13 protein-coding genes are annotated in these 16,843 nt (G+C 39.3%); 4 read left to right on the forward strand and 9 right to left on the reverse strand.

All coding sequences use genetic code 11. The features are described from left to right. Positions 1-27: 27 nt before the first annotated feature. The 3 genes from HMPREF9010_RS00330 to HMPREF9010_RS00320 are packed head-to-tail and all read left to right on the forward strand — an operon-like array spanning position 28 to position 2,387. Positions 28-945, forward strand: coding sequence for a DUF2157 domain-containing protein (locus HMPREF9010_RS00330; protein ID WP_032852997.1), 918 nt, complete (start codon positions 28-30; stop codon positions 943-945). Continuing rightward, entirely contained in the window at positions 929-1,903 is a 975-nt protein-coding gene (locus tag HMPREF9010_RS00325; RefSeq protein ID WP_004301056.1) for a DUF4401 domain-containing protein, read from the forward strand. The genes HMPREF9010_RS00330 and HMPREF9010_RS00325 overlap by 17 nt, the downstream gene beginning before the upstream one ends. After that, positions 1,890-2,387, forward strand: coding sequence for a GDYXXLXY domain-containing protein (locus HMPREF9010_RS00320; protein ID WP_004307158.1), 498 nt, complete (start codon positions 1,890-1,892; stop codon positions 2,385-2,387). Before HMPREF9010_RS00325 ends, HMPREF9010_RS00320 begins: the two co-directional genes overlap by 14 nt. Before the next feature lie 365 nt (positions 2,388-2,752). Here HMPREF9010_RS00320 and HMPREF9010_RS00315 read toward each other — a convergent pair whose 3' ends face one another. The 6 genes from HMPREF9010_RS00315 to HMPREF9010_RS00290 all read right to left on the reverse strand — a co-directional run bounded on the left by HMPREF9010_RS00315 (position 2,753) and on the right by HMPREF9010_RS00290 (position 13,493). Beyond that, on the reverse strand, positions 2,753-5,647 hold the full coding sequence (locus HMPREF9010_RS00315; protein WP_008651966.1) for a hypothetical protein: 2,895 nt from the start codon (positions 5,645-5,647) through the stop codon (positions 2,753-2,755). Positions 5,648-6,023: 376 nt separating this feature from the next. Further along, positions 6,024-6,962: a tyrosine-type recombinase/integrase gene (locus HMPREF9010_RS00310; protein WP_004311770.1), complete on the reverse strand. Its 939-nt coding sequence runs from the start codon at positions 6,960-6,962 to the stop codon at positions 6,024-6,026. 449 nt (positions 6,963-7,411) lie between these two features. Then, a complete protein-coding gene (locus HMPREF9010_RS00305) occupies positions 7,412-10,036 on the reverse strand; it encodes a PL29 family lyase N-terminal domain-containing protein (RefSeq protein ID WP_004321643.1) in 2,625 nt (874 codons plus the stop codon). Between the two features lie 374 nt (positions 10,037-10,410). After that, on the reverse strand, positions 10,411-11,349 hold the full coding sequence (locus HMPREF9010_RS00300; RefSeq protein ID WP_004307167.1) for a tyrosine-type recombinase/integrase: 939 nt from the start codon (positions 11,347-11,349) through the stop codon (positions 10,411-10,413). A gap of 190 nt (positions 11,350-11,539) precedes the next feature. Then, complete coding sequence (groL, locus tag HMPREF9010_RS00295) at positions 11,540-13,177, reverse strand: chaperonin GroEL (protein ID WP_004301061.1); 1,638 nt, start codon at positions 13,175-13,177, stop codon at positions 11,540-11,542. A gap of 43 nt (positions 13,178-13,220) precedes the next feature. Beyond that, positions 13,221-13,493, reverse strand: a complete 273-nt coding sequence (locus tag HMPREF9010_RS00290) for a co-chaperone GroES (protein ID WP_004301062.1) — start codon at positions 13,491-13,493, stop codon at positions 13,221-13,223. A gap of 244 nt (positions 13,494-13,737) precedes the next feature. Here HMPREF9010_RS00290 and HMPREF9010_RS00285 point away from each other — a divergent pair, with 244 nt between their 5' ends. Next, the gene (locus HMPREF9010_RS00285; protein ID WP_004311773.1) at positions 13,738-14,784 is read left to right on the forward strand and encodes a L,D-transpeptidase; all 1,047 of its coding nucleotides are present in this window, start codon (positions 13,738-13,740) and stop codon (positions 14,782-14,784) included. A 388-nt stretch (positions 14,785-15,172) separates the two neighbouring features. Here the strand turns inward: HMPREF9010_RS00285 and HMPREF9010_RS00280 are convergent, their stop codons facing one another. From HMPREF9010_RS00280 to HMPREF9010_RS26425, 3 genes are all read right to left on the reverse strand, one after another. Further along, complete coding sequence (locus HMPREF9010_RS00280) at positions 15,173-15,901, reverse strand: DUF5039 family protein (RefSeq protein ID WP_008651969.1); 729 nt, start codon at positions 15,899-15,901, stop codon at positions 15,173-15,175. Between the two features lie 59 nt (positions 15,902-15,960). Further along, complete coding sequence (locus HMPREF9010_RS00275; protein ID WP_008651971.1) at positions 15,961-16,509, reverse strand: NUDIX hydrolase; 549 nt, start codon at positions 16,507-16,509, stop codon at positions 15,961-15,963. Positions 16,510-16,577: 68 nt separating this feature from the next. Next, positions 16,578-16,751 (reverse strand): hypothetical protein, encoded by a 174-nt coding sequence (locus HMPREF9010_RS26425; RefSeq protein WP_004301069.1) that lies wholly within the window; start codon positions 16,749-16,751, stop codon positions 16,578-16,580. Positions 16,752-16,843: the final 92 nt, after the last annotated feature.

The following is a 16,843-nucleotide window of genomic DNA, read 5'->3' on the forward strand; positions in this document are numbered from 1 at the left end:
TTTGTAATCATCAAAAAGCAAAAACACATGGAAAAGACCGACTCTTCGCCTTTATCCCGACAAGCGCTGTACGCAGATAAAAAACAATGGAATCAATTCCTTTCTATTTTTTTATTGGCAGTGGGCGTTGGTTTTACAGTGGCAGGAATTATCTTCTTCTTTGCCTACAACTGGGAGGAATTACCCAAATTTGCAAAGTTAGGAATAGTAGAAGTGTTATTAGTAGCTTCTGTCCTGCTCGCTACATTCACGCATTGGAATAAGCTCGTCAAACAAATTCTCCTGACCGAAGCTACATTCCTGATAGGCACGCTTTTCGCTGTCTTCGGACAAATCTACCAAACGGGAGCCGATGCTTACGATCTTTTCCTGGGATGGACTCTCTTCACTATTCTCTGGGCGGTTGCTATCCGTTTCGCTCCGTTATGGCTGACGTTCATCGGATTACTTTGTACTACGATATGGTTGTACAATATACAGATTGCCAGTGCCAACTCCTGGGAAATGACTTTGCTGGCCAATGCAGTAACCTGGATATGTGCCTTAACAACGATCATCACGGAATGGATGAGTGTAAAAGGTCATTTGGACAGAAACAATCGCTGGTTTGTCAGTCTTCTTTCACTGGCTACTATTATACATACCAGTTTTCTGTTAATGATGGCAATCTGCGAAGAGAATGCCATATTGTCTGTTCCTCTCATAAGCACCCTCCTTTTATTCTCTGCGGGACTTTGGTATGGATGGAAAGTAAAAAGCCTGTTCTATCTGGCTATCATTCCGTTTGCTGCGTTAATGATTCTATTGACTACATTCATATCACAAAGCGGTCTTAGGGATGTTCAGATATTCTTCTACGGAGGGGTTATTGTCATCACCGGAACAACTTTACTCATTTACATCATTCTTCATCTAAAAAAGCAATGGTATGGCACAGAAGCATAACCTCACCATTCAAGCCGTATCTATTATCGGAGGAATCCTGACGGCTATTTTCTTTCTGGGATTTCTGGCACTTGCCAGAATCCTCCGCTCCGATATTTCTTGCCTGATTGTAGGAAGTATATTAATTCTCACTACCCTAACAATCAGCCGCATGGTGATTCGGTCTTTTCTGGATGCAATGAACATCACTTTATACATAGCCGGGTGTGTATTGATTGGTTTTGGTATAAATGCCAGCATTAATATCCTCTTCACTACACTTATGGGAATCAGTATTCTCACATTCTTGTTATCAAGAGGGTTTATCCTCCCCTTTCTTTCAGTCATTCTGTTTAATATATCTTTCTTCGGAGAAGCCGCCCATGTCTTTTCTTCGTTTTATCCCTTGCAAATAGCTGTAGTTCCTATCCTTGCACTATTTTTATTTGCCAACATCTTTGAAACTAAGTTGTTTGAATGTATAGGAACAGAGAATTACTTTTCCAAATACAAACCATTTCATTTCGGATTATTCATATCCGGTATCGTCTCACTGGGAGGATTATCAATCAATTATCTGATATCAGAAACAAATAGCTGGCTTGTATCCTGCATACTGTCTGTTTGTATATGGATCGGTATTCTTATAATGGTTCAACGAATCATGCAGGTCATGAAAGTGGATCATCCGGTGAACCAGATTGGTATCTATATTCTTTGTATTGTTATCTGTCTGCCTACCGTGTTTGCTCCTTATTTATCCGGCAGTTTGTTGCTGATTCTAATATGTTTCCATTATGGCTACAAAGCGGAGTGTGCTGCCTCGCTTCTTCTTTTTATCTATGCCGTTTCCAAATACTATTATGATCTGAATTTAAGCCTGCTCACCAAATCCATGACACTTTTCTTCATCGGAATTGCATGTATTACAGCCTGGTATTTCTTCACTCAAAAAAGAACAAGACATGAAAAAGTATAGCCGAATATTGATTATTGCAAACCTGATACTGCTACTGGGATATTTCAACTGGTCGGTTTATAAAAAAGAGCAAACTTTGAAAGACGGACAGTTGATTTTGTTACAGCTAGCTCCCGTCGATCCCCGCTCTCTTATGCAAGGAGACTATATGAGGCTTAGCTACAAAGAAGCTTCATCAGATCTGCTAGACCAACAAACTGCCATACGCGGTTATGCCATACTTCAAATTGACAGTAATCAAGTAGGAAAAATAGTGCGGCTGCAAAACGCTTTAGAGCCTGTAAACGACAATGAGCTAGTCATCAAATATAAAATAGTACGTCACCGGATCTTCCTCGGTGCCGAGTCTTTCTTCTTTGAAGAGGGACAAGATACTCTTTATCAAAAAGCCGTATATGGCGGGCTGAAAGTGGATGGTAAAGGCCAAAGCCTGCTCGTAGGACTGTATGACGAGAACTTCCATTATATTCAATCCGATAAATAAATAATAATGAAAAAGCCCGTACTTTCGCAAGCCCGGGCTTTCTATATTCTCAAAACATCTCCTTAATCTATAGGGAAATAAGGGACTAGCAAATTGGTTTCTAGTGCAAATAAGGAGATGTTATGAAATAAAAAAAAGGGATACCTGTGGGAAATAAGGGAGGTATCCCTTTCTATAAGAAGAACAGAATTGGAAGGATTGACTTTCACAAGCCAAATCCTTCACTCTGTTTCTTCTCGGCGTATTCTTCACACAAGGTGAAGAAGGGTTTTATTATTCTGAATTTGGAGTAGTTTCAACTGTAATACAATCCTTTGCTTATATAAAGCATTAAGAGGTTTGAAGCAACTCTCCAATTTTTCTTCTTATTCTGCCGGAATAGTTACTGTAATTGTATTCTTTCCTTCATAATTCTTAATTGTACCCCACTTAGATGTAGCTTTTACTTCTACAGTATAAGTTACAGCTTCGTAGAAATGGTGAGATTTACCTTCTGCTGTAAAGGTCACCTTTCCTGTAGAAGCATCAAGAGACAGATAAGTTGACGCAGCTGCTTCTCTAAATGCAAAAGTAGGAGCTACCAGACCATAGATATTAAGAGGATTAGTAACCGAACTTGCAAATCCATTGCTTCCTGTTCCTGCTACCACAGCACCATCCTTCCACATAGTCTTGCCTGCTAAATCATTCCAAGCAAAGCCTGTTGAAACATTATATTCTACTGACTTGTCAGATAAAGAAAGAGTCGTTGCAGTCGGAGCAACCCAAGTTCCACTAATATCTTTCACTTCAACAATACCTTCAATCGTATCCTCTACTTTACCATTATAGCTAGCTTTAATAGTAAACTTAACTACAGCAGGTACAGTTTTACCGCCAACAGTCATTTTACCAGTATAGAGGTCTTTGTCAAACGTAAACTTAGCTTCGTTTTCATCATAGTTAACACCAGCAATACTATTTTCTGTAATATTAGTAGTGATTACAAAAGTCCCCCCCTTAGCCAAAACAGCAGTCTTAACAGCATCAAAGTTGGAGAATATAGTAGTAAGCTTAAATTCGGAAGTAATAGCAGTAGCCGCTGTCTCTGAATCTTTTGTCGGAGTAAAACCTGTACGTTTTTGATCTGAAGACCACATTTCCGATACTCTAGCCAATTTAGCCAAAGTGATAGGCTTAATTTTGACTGGAACATTTACAACAAGCGTATAGCCATCTCCTTCGAACTTAGCTGTTGCGGTATAATCACCAGCAGCTGTATTTTTAGGAATGATTAAAGTCAAAGCATTATTTGCACCATTTTCTAAGCGTATACCTGTTGTAGGAATAAGTTCAACCAAACTCAAACTTTCATAAGCTGATGGGCGGATATTCACAGCCGGGTCATTATAAATGTCAGCAACATTTAAATCTTTTCTCTCCTCTGCAGCAGCTGTAGTTTCATTAGTCCAGTCACGTTCTTCTAAAGCATACGTATGTGTAAGTTCATCAATAGTACGTGTTACTTTTACAGTTCCTAACTTTTTAGGATTATTAGAACTAGTTTCCAAATAGAAACCTGGTGCCGTTACTTTAGCCATAACATCAGCAGTTTTATCCAAAGAAGCAATCAGACCGGAGGTTTTTAGACTAACGCTACCTGCAGTAGAAACTTCAAATAGATTCGCATCTGTTCCAGTCAAACTATAAGTCGTCGCAAAGATATTCTCTACATTCAGTTCTTCTAATGTTTTTGTAAATGCTGTGCTTCCACTTGCAGTTGTGGTATATGAAACTGTCAAAGTTCCAACTCCTGAATAATCAACCGGTTGGGGAGCATCATAGATAATCTCGCCCGCTTTCTCTGTTACTACCTCATAATAGGCAGTCTTCAGATAATAACTAGACTGTATCACCGCAATATAATCAGAATTGACATTTGTCGGAGTCAATTCTTCTTTACCTTCCGCATCTTTTGTGCTTACAATATTCAAAGATATTGCATGACTCTTTTCGCTTGAAGTAGTTAATGATACCGTAAGAACACCAGCTTCACAATTCTTCACTTCTACGGCAAACGGTTCAGCAGCACGAGTCCAGTTACGTTCTTCAGCATTTAACTTGATTTCGTAGTTTTTATTGAAATCCTCCAATGTCATAGCAGCAGAAGCCGGAGAAATACGGAATTGCAATTCTTTTGCATCTGCACTCTTCGCTGCAACAACATAAGAAGATGAGGTTGAAGTTTTCTTAGCATACAAAGTATAGAAATCTACGCTACGATCTATGCTTGTAGGAATATATACTACACTCTGAATCATACCTTTAATAGCAACACCCAGTTTTGCAAGGTCATCTTCTAACGTATCTATACGGCTATTTACAGTCGTCAGTTCTGCTGAAACAATCGCCTTGACTTTTTCACTGAATTCTGCGCTTGCATAAAGACCGGAAAGAGTCGTTTTAAGAGATTTCACCTCTGCAATAACGGCTTCTACACTCTCGAAACCATTTTCTACCGCTTTATCTTCCAATGCTGTTTGATAGTCTTCCAGCGCAGTCAGTTTAGCAAGGATACCAGTTTTATCAGCATTAATAGCAGCATACAATTCTTTAATAACATCTGCTACAGTTGCATCCTCTCCGGCAAGAGCAGCAACTTCCTTCATACTGCCAAAGTCTGCAAGAACCTTTGTTTGAATAGCATCATTTATTGCAGCGGCAATCTCCCCATCTTCTCCCAAAGCTGTGGCAATTTCATCACTGATAAGTCCTGACAGTTTTGCAGATTCAACGTAGTTCTTCAGCTCTTCTTTTGTAGCGAAATTGACTTTTAAACCATCCAATTCCTCTTTAAGGGCTTCCAGCTTTACAATTCTTGCTGTCAAACCATCAATATCAGACTTTTGAAGTTTCTTCAGTGCTTCTAAATCATTCTTAGCTGTTGCCAAGTCTTTTGTCAGCTGGTCGACCGTTGCCTTATCAGCAGTCTTTGACAATTTGTCCTCCAAATCAGTAATTTTCAGACCCAAATCTTTAATTTGAGAATCCTTATTCTCCAATTTTGTCTTTAAATCAGCCAACTGACTTTCCAAAGCACTTTTAGCCACATTAATGGCAGTTTGCATGTCTCCCACGCTTACAGGATTGTTTGACTTGATCTGGTCAATTTGTTCCTGTACACTTTTTATGTCATCATCATAGTCCTTACAACCTACATAGGTGACAGTAGAAAGCGCCAACGCCCCGAAGAACATCACTTTTACAAATTTTCTTTTCATAACTACTTAAAAATTACATTAATAATATATTATTAAACACTAAGTTTCAATAATAGCACAACCCGTTACTCTGTAGGTAACAGAGAAACCTTTGTGCCTGCTCTTCTGGAGTAGTCGATACTGAAAAATGATACCAAATGTGATGAAATTTTTTTACCCCTGCTTCTGAAAGGCAGTAGAGGGGAAGGAAATCTTTTGCAAAATTTAGAAGTTAACAAAGCCCTAATACAAAGAATCCGCGTGTTTTATTTGTCCTAGTTCTACTTTTGAATGCTTTATTAGAAAAAATGTGTGATTTCGTTTGGTTGTTTTAAGAAATATGCTCATATTTGCACCGATATTCATTCCCGTTACCTACAGAGTAACAGAATAATTTTCAAGCACTTACACCTGTCACTGAACGCTTTACAAAATCGAGAACTTGCTTATTTGCTTCATCAATTTTCTTATTCCTGAAAGGCTTCAGATAAGTTTCAGTGACGGTGATAGACGAATGTCCCATCGCTTCGGAAATAATACCCGGATGGATTTCACAATAATAAGCCGTCGTAGCCCAGGTATGACGGGCAGTGTATGAACTAAGTTTATCTCCCAATCCGAGCAATTCACCCAATAACATCAGCTGTTGGTTAAAACTACGTAATGCAAGCTGATATTCGCGATAGGCTTCTTTAGTTCCTTCCCGACTTCTCAACAATGGAAATAAATAAGGAGAAGAAGAATCACGATTCATGTATTTCTTTACCAAAGCCATTGCTTCCGGAGTCAATGTCACCGACAATGGTCGCCCGGTTTTACGTCTGCGATACGTTATTACATTACCGCGCAAATCACTCTTACGCAAATAAGCAAGATCGACAAACGGCATACCACGAAGCGAAAACATCAGGATGAATAGCTCCTGCGCCTGATATACCGCTAATGGTACACCCGATGCACGAGATAATTTAGTAAACACCTTCTTCATATCGTCATCACCCAACGCACGTTTATGGTCAGCCCGCGTTCCGGTATAAACAGAACGAAATAAATGAGGAACATAAGGAGCCTTCTGAAGATCGACCGCACGATTGTAAACCGCACGAAAGGTCCGTAAATAGGTGGAAACGGTGTTCCAACTACATCCACGACTGCGAAGATATACTTCGAACCCTTTCAACCACTCCGAAGTCACCTCACTAAAAACAAAATCATTTTTCCCACGATAAGCAATGATGGCATTCAGACTACTACGATAGACATGTGCAGTCCCAAAGTTTCCCTCCATCTGTAACCCAGTGGCTACCTGCTTCATAAATGCTAGTACTTTCAACATCTCATAATTTATTAATAATTTAGACGATAAATATACGAGTATTATCCCATCAATGGAAATACCCCGCATGAACAAACAAAGGAAATAGCTAAGATGTTCCAAAGACAAAAGAGCACGAAAAGCCCGGACTTTCACAAGCCCGGGCTTTCTATACTCTCAAAACATCTCCTTAATCTATAGGGAAATAAGGGACTAGCAAATTGGTTCTAGTGCAAATAAGAAGATGTAATGAGACAAAAAAAAGGGATACCTGTGGGAAATAAGGGAGGTATCCCTTCCAAGAGACAAACATTTGAGAAAACATACTTTCACAAGCATAATTTTCAGTCTATCTCTTAGCATATTTCTTTTTAAAGGATTTATTATCCTATATTACAACTTGTAAAGAGAAGGCATCTTAAGTCTAAGAAGAATTAGGATGCCCTCAATTACAAATCCTTTAATCCTGATTACTTATTTACTTTTACGTAGATTGATACAGATTTAGTTCTGCCCCACTTATCAAGAATATTAACATTTACTTTACAAGTAGGAGGAGTTAGGATTACGGCACCCTCCTTCTTAGATATAACAACTTTCTTTGGATCATCAGTAAGATTACCATCGTTCTTCGCCAAATAAGTTGTAGCGTCATCATCTGCTAATACAACTGAAACAGACTCTATTCTGTTATCGCTGAATTCATAGGAATTACCACGAGCATCTATTCTCTTGAAATCTTTAGCTGATATTTCTACAGTATTTCCTTCGATTATGAACGGATTTGCTTCTGTTCCTATAATTTTCTTATCTACTTCTTTGGTATATTCGAAAGTACCTTCAAAGATTTCTGATAGTATTGTCAAATTGAATCTATCAGTAATAGCTTTCAAACGAGAATTTCCGAATGGTGCATAAGACACAGTAATATAACGACCAGTATAAGCACCACCCCAATTTTCATCAGTTGCTGGCTTAGAAACATAAGGGAAAACTTTAATTTTTGAATTCTTTGTTGGTTGTGGGAGAGTCTCATCCAACCATGCAGGAGCAAACTGCTTTTTACCACTTACCACTCTAGAAGGTTTCTCTTCAGTGAATGTAATAGTATTCTGTTTATCCGCTGATATAGAACCTTCTTTATATAGGGTGTAAAGATCGAAGCCAATCTTTGTATCAGCAGTAGCAGCAAGAACTGCAGTAGTCGGTACTGTACCATAAGCCTTGGCATTATCACCATCAAAGTAAGCAGTTGCACGTTTAAATGTGAACAATTTATCATTCTGCTGATCTACAGTAATCTTGAATGTAGTTTCATACAAAAAGTCATTACCCAAACCTGCTTGGGAATCCTTATTTTTGAATTTAACTGTAGCAGTATGAGATACGGCAGCCACATTTTCTTCGTCAAATGTAGCTTGGATTACAAATTTAGTAATTTTAGCTATATCAGCTTCACTTGTTCCTGATACAGGCTTTCCGTCTTTATCCAGACCTACCAATTTTAACTGAATACTACCATCCATATAAGACTGAACCACCTTTCCATTGATCATTGCCTTATCATCAGTATAAGCAATAGTCGCAACTATTGGGTCTGACAGTTTAATTTGTCCTTTAATCTCATCTACTGAAGGACCTACTATTTCAGAAGTAGCTGTCTTATTGCTAGCATCTACGACCCAAGTCATATCTTTGATTTCAGCTTTCTTAGACACATAAGTAAACGTCAATTCAACTTCAGGATCTTGAGTACTTCCATCAACAAGAAGACAGTGAATCTTAACTTTCACCTGACCCTCCTTATTTGCTAGAATTGTATTCTTCTCTTTATCAAATTTTGCATCAGCTTTTTTAGCTTCTTCATCAGTTACCTCATAATAATAAGCTACCACCTTATCCAATTCACTACCAAACAATTCATCCAAATTATAGGTAGTTTGGTAAGGCATAGGTTCAGGAGCAGTAAAATTAACATCCGGTATATTTTGGCTGCTAGCCTTAATTTTCACACCATACTGGGAAATGATTTCATTACCCCATGCATCTTTTGTTGTAAGCGCATAAGCAGTTTCAGCACTTTCCAAAGCTGTCAATTCGTCCTTAGTCAATCCGTCTACAAACTTCAGAGTCAAATCGTATACACCTTTATTTGCTGTAGGCTCTTTTTCCGGATCCGCTGCACGAGTCAAAGCATCTATACTAAAATTATCTGCTATATTTGCAACAGCAAAATTAGTATTACCCTTAGAGTCCGTCAAGCCTATTTCATAAGCTTGAATATCTGCTGCTTTCAAGTTTACAGGATTAATCAATGCATGAATCTTGCTGCCACCTCTAGCAACAAGCAAATCCCCTTTCTTCTTGAAAGTTTTGTTTCCATTAAACACAATATCTTTGCCAGCTATGCTATAATATAAAGTAGTTTCAGCCTCTGTAGAACCAACATCAACAGAACCATCGCCTTTTATACCAAGCACACTCATACTAGTGATACGAGCCGATTTCGGCATAGAAACCGTTTCCCATTCTTTAGTCTCCTTATTGAAAATATTCAATATCCAAACCAATGGATTACTAGCATCAGCAGCTACATAAATATCAGTAGCAGCTTTAATTTTTGTCTCTACAGGTTTTTTAGTTTCAGCATCCCAAACCATCCAGAATCCATTTTCTGAAATTTGAGGTGCATATCCGTCTTCTCCTTTACCACCCGGAGATCCTGCAGCGCCCGGTTTGCCATCAGCACCTTTCTTTCCTTCTGCACAAATACCAAGATCATTATCATTGACAATCCAGTTCTTTGTTACCGGATCAATCTTAATAGTCGTTGGTGTAGCATCCTTACCGCTTGTAATAGAATAACTTTTATTATCATTAAAAGTTATCTTAAATCCATCGGTAATTTGTTCAACATTGGTAACCCATTTACCTTCTTTCACAAAATTCTGCAACTCGGCTATACTAGCTTTGTTTGCGTCAATCTGTGTTTGCAGATTGTCGATGTCATCATCGTAGTCTTTACAGCCTACATAGGTGACAGTAGAAAGTGCCAGCGCCCCGAAGAACATCACTTTTACAAATTTTCTTTTCATAACTACTTAAAAATTACATTAATAATATATTATTAAACACTAAGTTTCAATAATAGACTGCCCGTTACTTTGTAGGTAACGGAGAAACCTTTGCGCCTGCTCTTCGGGAGTAGTCAATACTGAAAAATAATACGATATGCAATGAAACTTTTTTACCCCTGCTTCTGAAAGGCAGTAGAGGGAAGGAGATCTTTTGCAAAAATTTAGAAGTTAACAAAGCCCTAATACAAAGAATCCGCGTGTTTTATTTGGTTAATTCCTATTTTGAGTAGTTTATTAGAAAAAATGTATGATTTCGTTTGGTTGTTTTAAGAAATATGCTCATATTTGCACCGATATTCATTCCCGTTACCTACAAAGTAACAGAGTAATTTTCAAGCGCTTACACCTACAACAGAGCGTTTCACGAAGTCAAGAACTTGTTTATTTGCTTCATCAATTTTCTTACTTCGGAAAGGTTTCAGATAGGTTTCAGTGACGGTGATAGACGAATGTCCCATCGCTTCGGAGATAATGCCCGGATGGATTTCACAATAATAAGCTGTCGTAGCCCAGGTATGGCGGGCGGTGTACGAGCTCAACTTATCGGATAATCCCAATAATTCACCTAGCAACATCAACTGTTGGTTAAAGCTGCGCAATGCCAACTGATATTCGCGATACGCCTCTTTGGTTCCTTCACGGCTTTTCAACAATGGAAACAAATAAGGAGAAGAAGGATCACGATTCATATACTTCTTCACCAGGATCATCGCTTCGGGAGTCAATGTCACTGACAATGGCCGTCCTGTCTTACGTCTGCGATACGTTATTACGTTATCACGCAAATCACTCTTACGCAAATAAGCGAGATCCACAAATGGCATACCACGAAGCGAAAACATCAGAATAAATAACTCTTGCGCCTGATATACCGCTAATGGCACACCGGACGTACGAGACAATTTTGCAAATACCTTTTTCATATCTTCATCGCCCAATGCACGTTTATGGTCGGCACGAGTACCGGTATAAACAGAACGGAACAGATGAGGTACATAAGAAGCTTTCCGAAGATCAACGGCACGATTGTAAACCGCACGAAACGTGCGCAAATAAGTGGAAACGGTGTTCCAACTGCAACCACGACTGCGAAGATATACTTCAAATCCCTTTAACCACTCCGGACTCACTTCATCAAAGGTGAAGTCCACTTTCCCACTATAAGCAATGATGGCATTCAGACTGCTACGATAGACGTGCGCAGTACCGAAGTTTCCCTCCACCTGTAGCCCGTTAGCTACCTGCTTCATAAATGTTAATACTTTCAACATCTCACTTTTATTAATAAATTTGATTCTAAATATACGAAGTATTCTCATTACTAAGAATACGTTGACCAAACAAAATATAAAGCAAGGATGTTTTGAAAAGATCAATTTGCAGAATAGATTGATAATAAAAAGAACGAGGGTACCCTTTTCGGACACCCTCGTTTTCATATTCATTCAGCGAAAGCCGGAATTACATCATTCCGCCCATGCCTCCCATTCCGGGAGCGCCCATCGGCATTTCTGGCTTATCTTCCTTCTTTTCTACAATTACACATTCAGTAGTCAGGAACATACCAGCGATAGAAGCTGCATTTTCCAAAGCTACACGAGCAACCTTAGCAGGATCTACTACACCGGCAGCGTGCAAGTTTTCGTAAACATCCGTGCGGGCATTGTAACCGAAATCACCTTTACCTTCACGTACTTTCTGAACAACTACTGCACCTTCTTTACCAGCGTTAGCAACAATCTCGCGAAGCGGTTCTTCGATGGCGCGTTTGATGATACCAATACCAGTTGTTTCATCGGCATTATCACCCTTCATTCCTTCCAAAGAATCAATAGCACGGATATAAGCTACACCACCACCCGGGATGATACCTTCTTCGATAGCAGCACGAGTTGCACGCAAAGCATCGTCCACACGGTCTTTCTTTTCTTTCATTTCTACTTCAGAAGCAGCACCTACATAGAGAACAGCTACACCACCTGACAATTTAGCCAGACGTTCCTGCAATTTCTCACGGTCATAGTCAGACTTAGTTGCTACAATTTGTGCTTTGATCTGTTCGCAACGTTCCTTGATGCTGTCTTTGTTACCTGCACCGTTTACAACAGTTGTATAGTCTTTAGTAACTGTAACTTTGTCAGCAGTACCCAACATTTCGATGGTAGCCTGTTCCAGTTTCAAACCTTTTTCTTCGCTGATAACAACACCACCTGTCAGGATAGCGATATCTTCCAGCATTTCTTTACGACGGTCACCGAAGCCCGGAGCTTTCACAGCACAGATCTTCAATTGAGAACGCAGACGGTTTACTACCAATGTAGTCAACGCTTCGCTATCTACATCTTCTGCAATTACCAACAGAGGACGACCAGTCTGTACAGCAGGTTCGAGGATAGGCAAGAAATCTTTCAGGTTAGAAATCTTCTTGTCATAGATCAGGATGTAAGGTTTCTCCATCTCACATTCCATCTTTTCCGTATTTGTCACGAAGTAAGCAGACAAATAACCACGGTCGAACTGCATACCTTCTACTACACCGATAGTAGTGTCTGTTCCTTTTGCTTCTTCGATAGTAATCACACCGTCTTTAGAAACTTTACGCATAGCGTCAGCAATCAATTTACCGATTACCGGATCATTGTTTGCAGATACAGTGGCAACCTGTTCAATCTTGTCATAGTTGTCACCTACAGTTTCAGCCTGATCCTTGATTGATTCTACCACTTTGGCAACGGCCTTGTCGATACCACGTTTGATATCCATCGGGCTAGCACCGGCAGTTACGTTCTTCAAACCTTCAGCTACGATAGCTTGTGCAAGAACGGTTGCAGTAGTTGTACCGTCACCGGCATCGTCACCTGTCTTAGAAGCAACTTCTTTTACCAACTGTGCACCAGTGTTCTGGTAAGCATCTGCCAATTCGATTTCTTTTGCTACTGTCACACCGTCTTTTGTGATGTGCGGAGCACCGAATTTCTTCTCAATGATAACGTTACGTCCTTTCGGGCCCAGAGTTACTTTTACTGCATTTGCCAAAGCATCGACACCTTTTTTCAATTGGTCACGGGCATCGATATTGAATAATATTTCTTTTGCCATCTCTTTATTTACTATTTAAAGATTTACTATTTACTATTATTAATTAACCCAAAACAGCGAGAACATCGCTCTGACGCATAATCAGATATTTAGTACCTTCAACGTCAAGTTCTGTTCCGGCATATTTACCATAAAGAACTGTATCGCCTACTTTCAATACCATTTCTTCGTCTTTCGTACCGTGACCTATTGCCACAACTTCACCTTTCAAAGGTTTTTCTTTTGCTGTATCAGGGATAATGATACCACCAATTGTTTTTTCTTCTGCAGGTGCAGGGAGGATAAGCACTCTGTCTGCTAATGGTTTAATGTTCATAGTTACTTGTTATATTTTAGTTATACATTTAATAGTAGATGTTACCCGCCATTTTTCAGGCGGAACGCTAAAGTTATTGCGAAAAGCGTGCCAAAGTAAATAAATGATTCTTTGTCAGAAATAGACTGACAAAATGACTGACAACTTGCATTGTATGGCAAAAAAGTATATTTGTCACCTACTTTTTAAACAAAACAAAAGGATTATTCCTTATAATGACGTATATTCGTAAACGAACCATCAAATGCACTGTATAAATAATATGAATGGAATAGCATCCGGCCTCATCATCGCCTCTTGCGTCTTCTACTCCTGCACTTCGCGTACAGGAGAGATTTCTCCTGTACACGAACAACAAACAGACTCGCTGTCACAGGATACAATAGTTCAACCCGAGGTTAAACCTGTTAATAAAAAACTCACGGCAGAGCAGATAGAAATCTCCAAAGATTTATTGTATGACCAATACACATTGGAAGATACCTATCCTTATAAAGACACTACCCGGCAGTTTCAGTGGGATAAAATCAAAGAACGGCTGGCATTACTCGAAAATATACAGTTGCAGCCTTCCACCTGGGCCATTCTCCAGAATTACAAAAACAGAAATGGAGAAGCACCACTTGTGAGAAGTTTCAAAAGAAACGCTTACGGACGAGTGGCAGATACTCTTGGCATAGAACGTTACCAATCCGTTCCGCTTTATCTATTGACTGACACATTAGTACCCGAACGTTACGGACAGGATGGGGAATTAACCCGTTTTATCGAAGATGGAGAGAAATTCATAAAAGCAGAGCCAATGTTTACCGGAGATGAATGGATGATTCCTAAAAAATATGTCAAAGTAATCGGAGATACGATTGTTTTTAACAAAGCTGTTTTCGTAGACCGCCACAATCAGAATATCGCTTCTCTTGAACGTAGCGGAAAAGGGCAATGGGTGGTTCGCAGTATGAATCCTTCCACTACGGGACGTCATCTGCCCCCGTATGCACAGGAAACTCCTTCAGGAATGTTTGTTTTACAAGAAAAGAAAGTGAAAATGGTATTTCTAAAAGACGGCTCGAAAGAAACGGGAGGTTATGCTCCTTATGCGAGTCGTTTCACGGACGGGGCCTATATTCACGGAGTACCGGTCAATGCTCCCCGCAAGACGCAGATAGAATATAGTCCGTCGTTGGGAACTACTCCACGCTCACACATGTGCGTGCGGAATGCAACTTCCCATGCCAAGTTTATCTATGACTGGGCCCCCGTAAATGAAACTATTATTTTTGTATTGGAATAACCGTTGAACAAATCAGCATCGCCATTCCCTGATTCTTATTATCTATCTTATGAAATATGGTTAGAAAACATATTCTCTATAAGGAGGAAACTTACTTTCTTCCTTGGGAAAAGTTGCTTTTCCCTTATCCCAAACTATAACTGCAAGTTCCGGTTATAAAACTGCAACTTTCAGTTATGTAATCAAAAGTTTCAGTTATATAATCAGAACTTGTGGTTATAGTTTATCTTATACTCTAAACAAGTTTTCTCCCTATGCAAAAGAAGTTGGCATAGGATGAAAAGAAACTTACCTATACGTACTTGAGAGAGAAAACAAAGAGGTCCGAACTCTTCAGTCCAGACCTCCAATTATAAAAAGGGATTTCTTTATCCCAGATGATCTCTTATCAATCAAATATCTTCTTTCTTTTATTTTCTCCGGTTTCACTCAACCCATACTTTGCCCTCGTTATATTCTGAATTATCTCTCTCTGTACACTTTCCAATGCACTTATTTCTTTTTGTAATAACTCCAAAGCAGAACCTTTCTGCAATAAATAAGACCGTTCAGCATATTTTATATAAGAAGTCGGAATCTCCTGCTTCTTTTCTTTATAATGGGCAATCACATACCGCAAAGCTTCCGCCCGATATTTGCTGATCGCTTTCCGTTCGGCATAATACAAATCTTTATAAGGATTTTCTTCACTTCTCAATTTCTTCCAGAATGCAGAAAAAGCAGTCGATACAGCATCCTTCTCCTCTTTGGTTACTGCTTCTTTCTGCTTCTTTGTCAGATCCTTATATTCCTTATATGTATTTAGAAACTTATCCAATTCATCTTTACTGGCTTTATGCGCCAGTCGGTAAGTTTCCAAAGAAGCAGGCCGTTCATATTCGACAACTGTTTGTAGATAAGGCAAGTCGTTCCAGCTTATATATTTATTGTTTGCTTCACAATAATCTGCATAAGCCGCCGCAAGCTGCCAACTATATTCTTTTGTCTTCTGATTCAAATCCTCATTGATAGCGGACAAGTTCTTTTCCATCTCTTGCAAGTCCTGCGCTGACACTGTTTGCATACTTCCCCATCCGGAGAGAAACAAACAAAGAATACTCCATAATATAGTTTTCATAATTAGATAATTTAAATTTTCTCCAAAGTTATTATTTCTCTACAGAATTCCAAACGATATTACAGATTTGCTATATATTTCCACAATGGAGCAGCATTCAGCGCCTGCATAATTTCGTTCTTATCAAGCAGGCTTCTCACCTCTTCCAATGTAAGCAGATGTACGCTGATATCTTCAGTAGCTTCCAGATGCTGATGGTCTATCAGTTCCACGTCTGTAGCAAGAAAGCAATAAGTCAGATTGGTATGAGTGCTCGGATTAGCGGAAATCACCATATATTCCTGCCAGTTTCCTTTTCCGTAGCCTGTTTCCTCCCACAATTCACGCTGGGCGGACACCAACGGCGAAGCATCTTCCTTCTCGCAGACACCGGCACAGAGTTCATAACAAGTTCGTTCGATTCCCGGACGGTACTGGCGGACAAAAACGAATTGACCATCTTTGGTAATGGCAATGGTATTTACCCAGTCGGGATACTCAAGGATATAATACTCGGGGATATGATTCCCATTGGGAAGTAACATATCTTCGCAACGCACAGTCAGCCATGGACGGCGAAATAGATATTTGCTACTTACCGTTTTCCAGGCTTTATTCTTCTCTTCCATAAGATTTGTTTTTCTCCCGGCAAAAATACGAATTCCTCCGGATTATCCTACCTTTCGGTTGCTTGTTTTTATTCGTCTGTGTCGATACAAGTGATCTCTATCTCATGTATCTGCTCCAAGTATTTTTTGGTAGAGCTTACCAAAGAACTTCCCATGTAGAATAAAAACATCAGGCTGATAATAACCATCAATGCACCAATCATGGCAAAACGACTGCGCTGTTCAAAAATACTGCTATTCATAACTCTGCCTCCTCTTATTTTTTGTCCACTACAAAGATAACACGCGAGGGCTACAAAAAAGTTACAAGAATGTTTCAAAAAACTTAAATATT

This window comes from Bacteroides sp. 3_1_23 (assembly GCF_000162555.1).
Lineage (GTDB): Bacteria > Bacteroidota > Bacteroidia > Bacteroidales > Bacteroidaceae > Bacteroides > Bacteroides ovatus.

Excerpts from the sequence above, each read along its gene's own strand:
- HMPREF9010_RS00330 (WP_032852997.1), top strand. The coding sequence starts at position 28 with ATGGAAAAGACCGACTCTTCGCCTTTATCCCGACAAGCGCTGTACGCA.
- HMPREF9010_RS00325 (WP_004301056.1), top strand. The coding sequence starts at position 929 with ATGGCACAGAAGCATAACCTCACCATTCAAGCCGTATCTATTATCGGA.
- HMPREF9010_RS00320 (WP_004307158.1), top strand. The coding sequence starts at position 1,890 with ATGAAAAAGTATAGCCGAATATTGATTATTGCAAACCTGATACTGCTA.
- HMPREF9010_RS00315 (WP_008651966.1), bottom strand. The coding sequence starts at position 5,647 with ATGAAAAGAAAATTTGTAAAAGTGATGTTCTTCGGGGCGTTGGCGCTT.
- HMPREF9010_RS00310 (WP_004311770.1), bottom strand. The coding sequence starts at position 6,962 with ATGTTGAAAGTACTAGCATTTATGAAGCAGGTAGCCACTGGGTTACAG.
- HMPREF9010_RS00305 (WP_004321643.1), bottom strand. The coding sequence starts at position 10,036 with ATGAAAAGAAAATTTGTAAAAGTGATGTTCTTCGGGGCGCTGGCACTT.
- HMPREF9010_RS00300 (WP_004307167.1), bottom strand. The coding sequence starts at position 11,349 with ATGTTGAAAGTATTAACATTTATGAAGCAGGTAGCTAACGGGCTACAG.
- groL (WP_004301061.1), bottom strand. The coding sequence starts at position 13,177 with ATGGCAAAAGAAATATTATTCAATATCGATGCCCGTGACCAATTGAAA.
- HMPREF9010_RS00290 (WP_004301062.1), bottom strand. The coding sequence starts at position 13,493 with ATGAACATTAAACCATTAGCAGACAGAGTGCTTATCCTCCCTGCACCT.
- HMPREF9010_RS00285 (WP_004311773.1), top strand. The coding sequence starts at position 13,738 with ATGCACTGTATAAATAATATGAATGGAATAGCATCCGGCCTCATCATC.
- HMPREF9010_RS00280 (WP_008651969.1), bottom strand. The coding sequence starts at position 15,901 with ATGAAAACTATATTATGGAGTATTCTTTGTTTGTTTCTCTCCGGATGG.
- HMPREF9010_RS00275 (WP_008651971.1), bottom strand. The coding sequence starts at position 16,509 with ATGGAAGAGAAGAATAAAGCCTGGAAAACGGTAAGTAGCAAATATCTA.
- HMPREF9010_RS26425 (WP_004301069.1), bottom strand. The coding sequence starts at position 16,751 with ATGAATAGCAGTATTTTTGAACAGCGCAGTCGTTTTGCCATGATTGGT.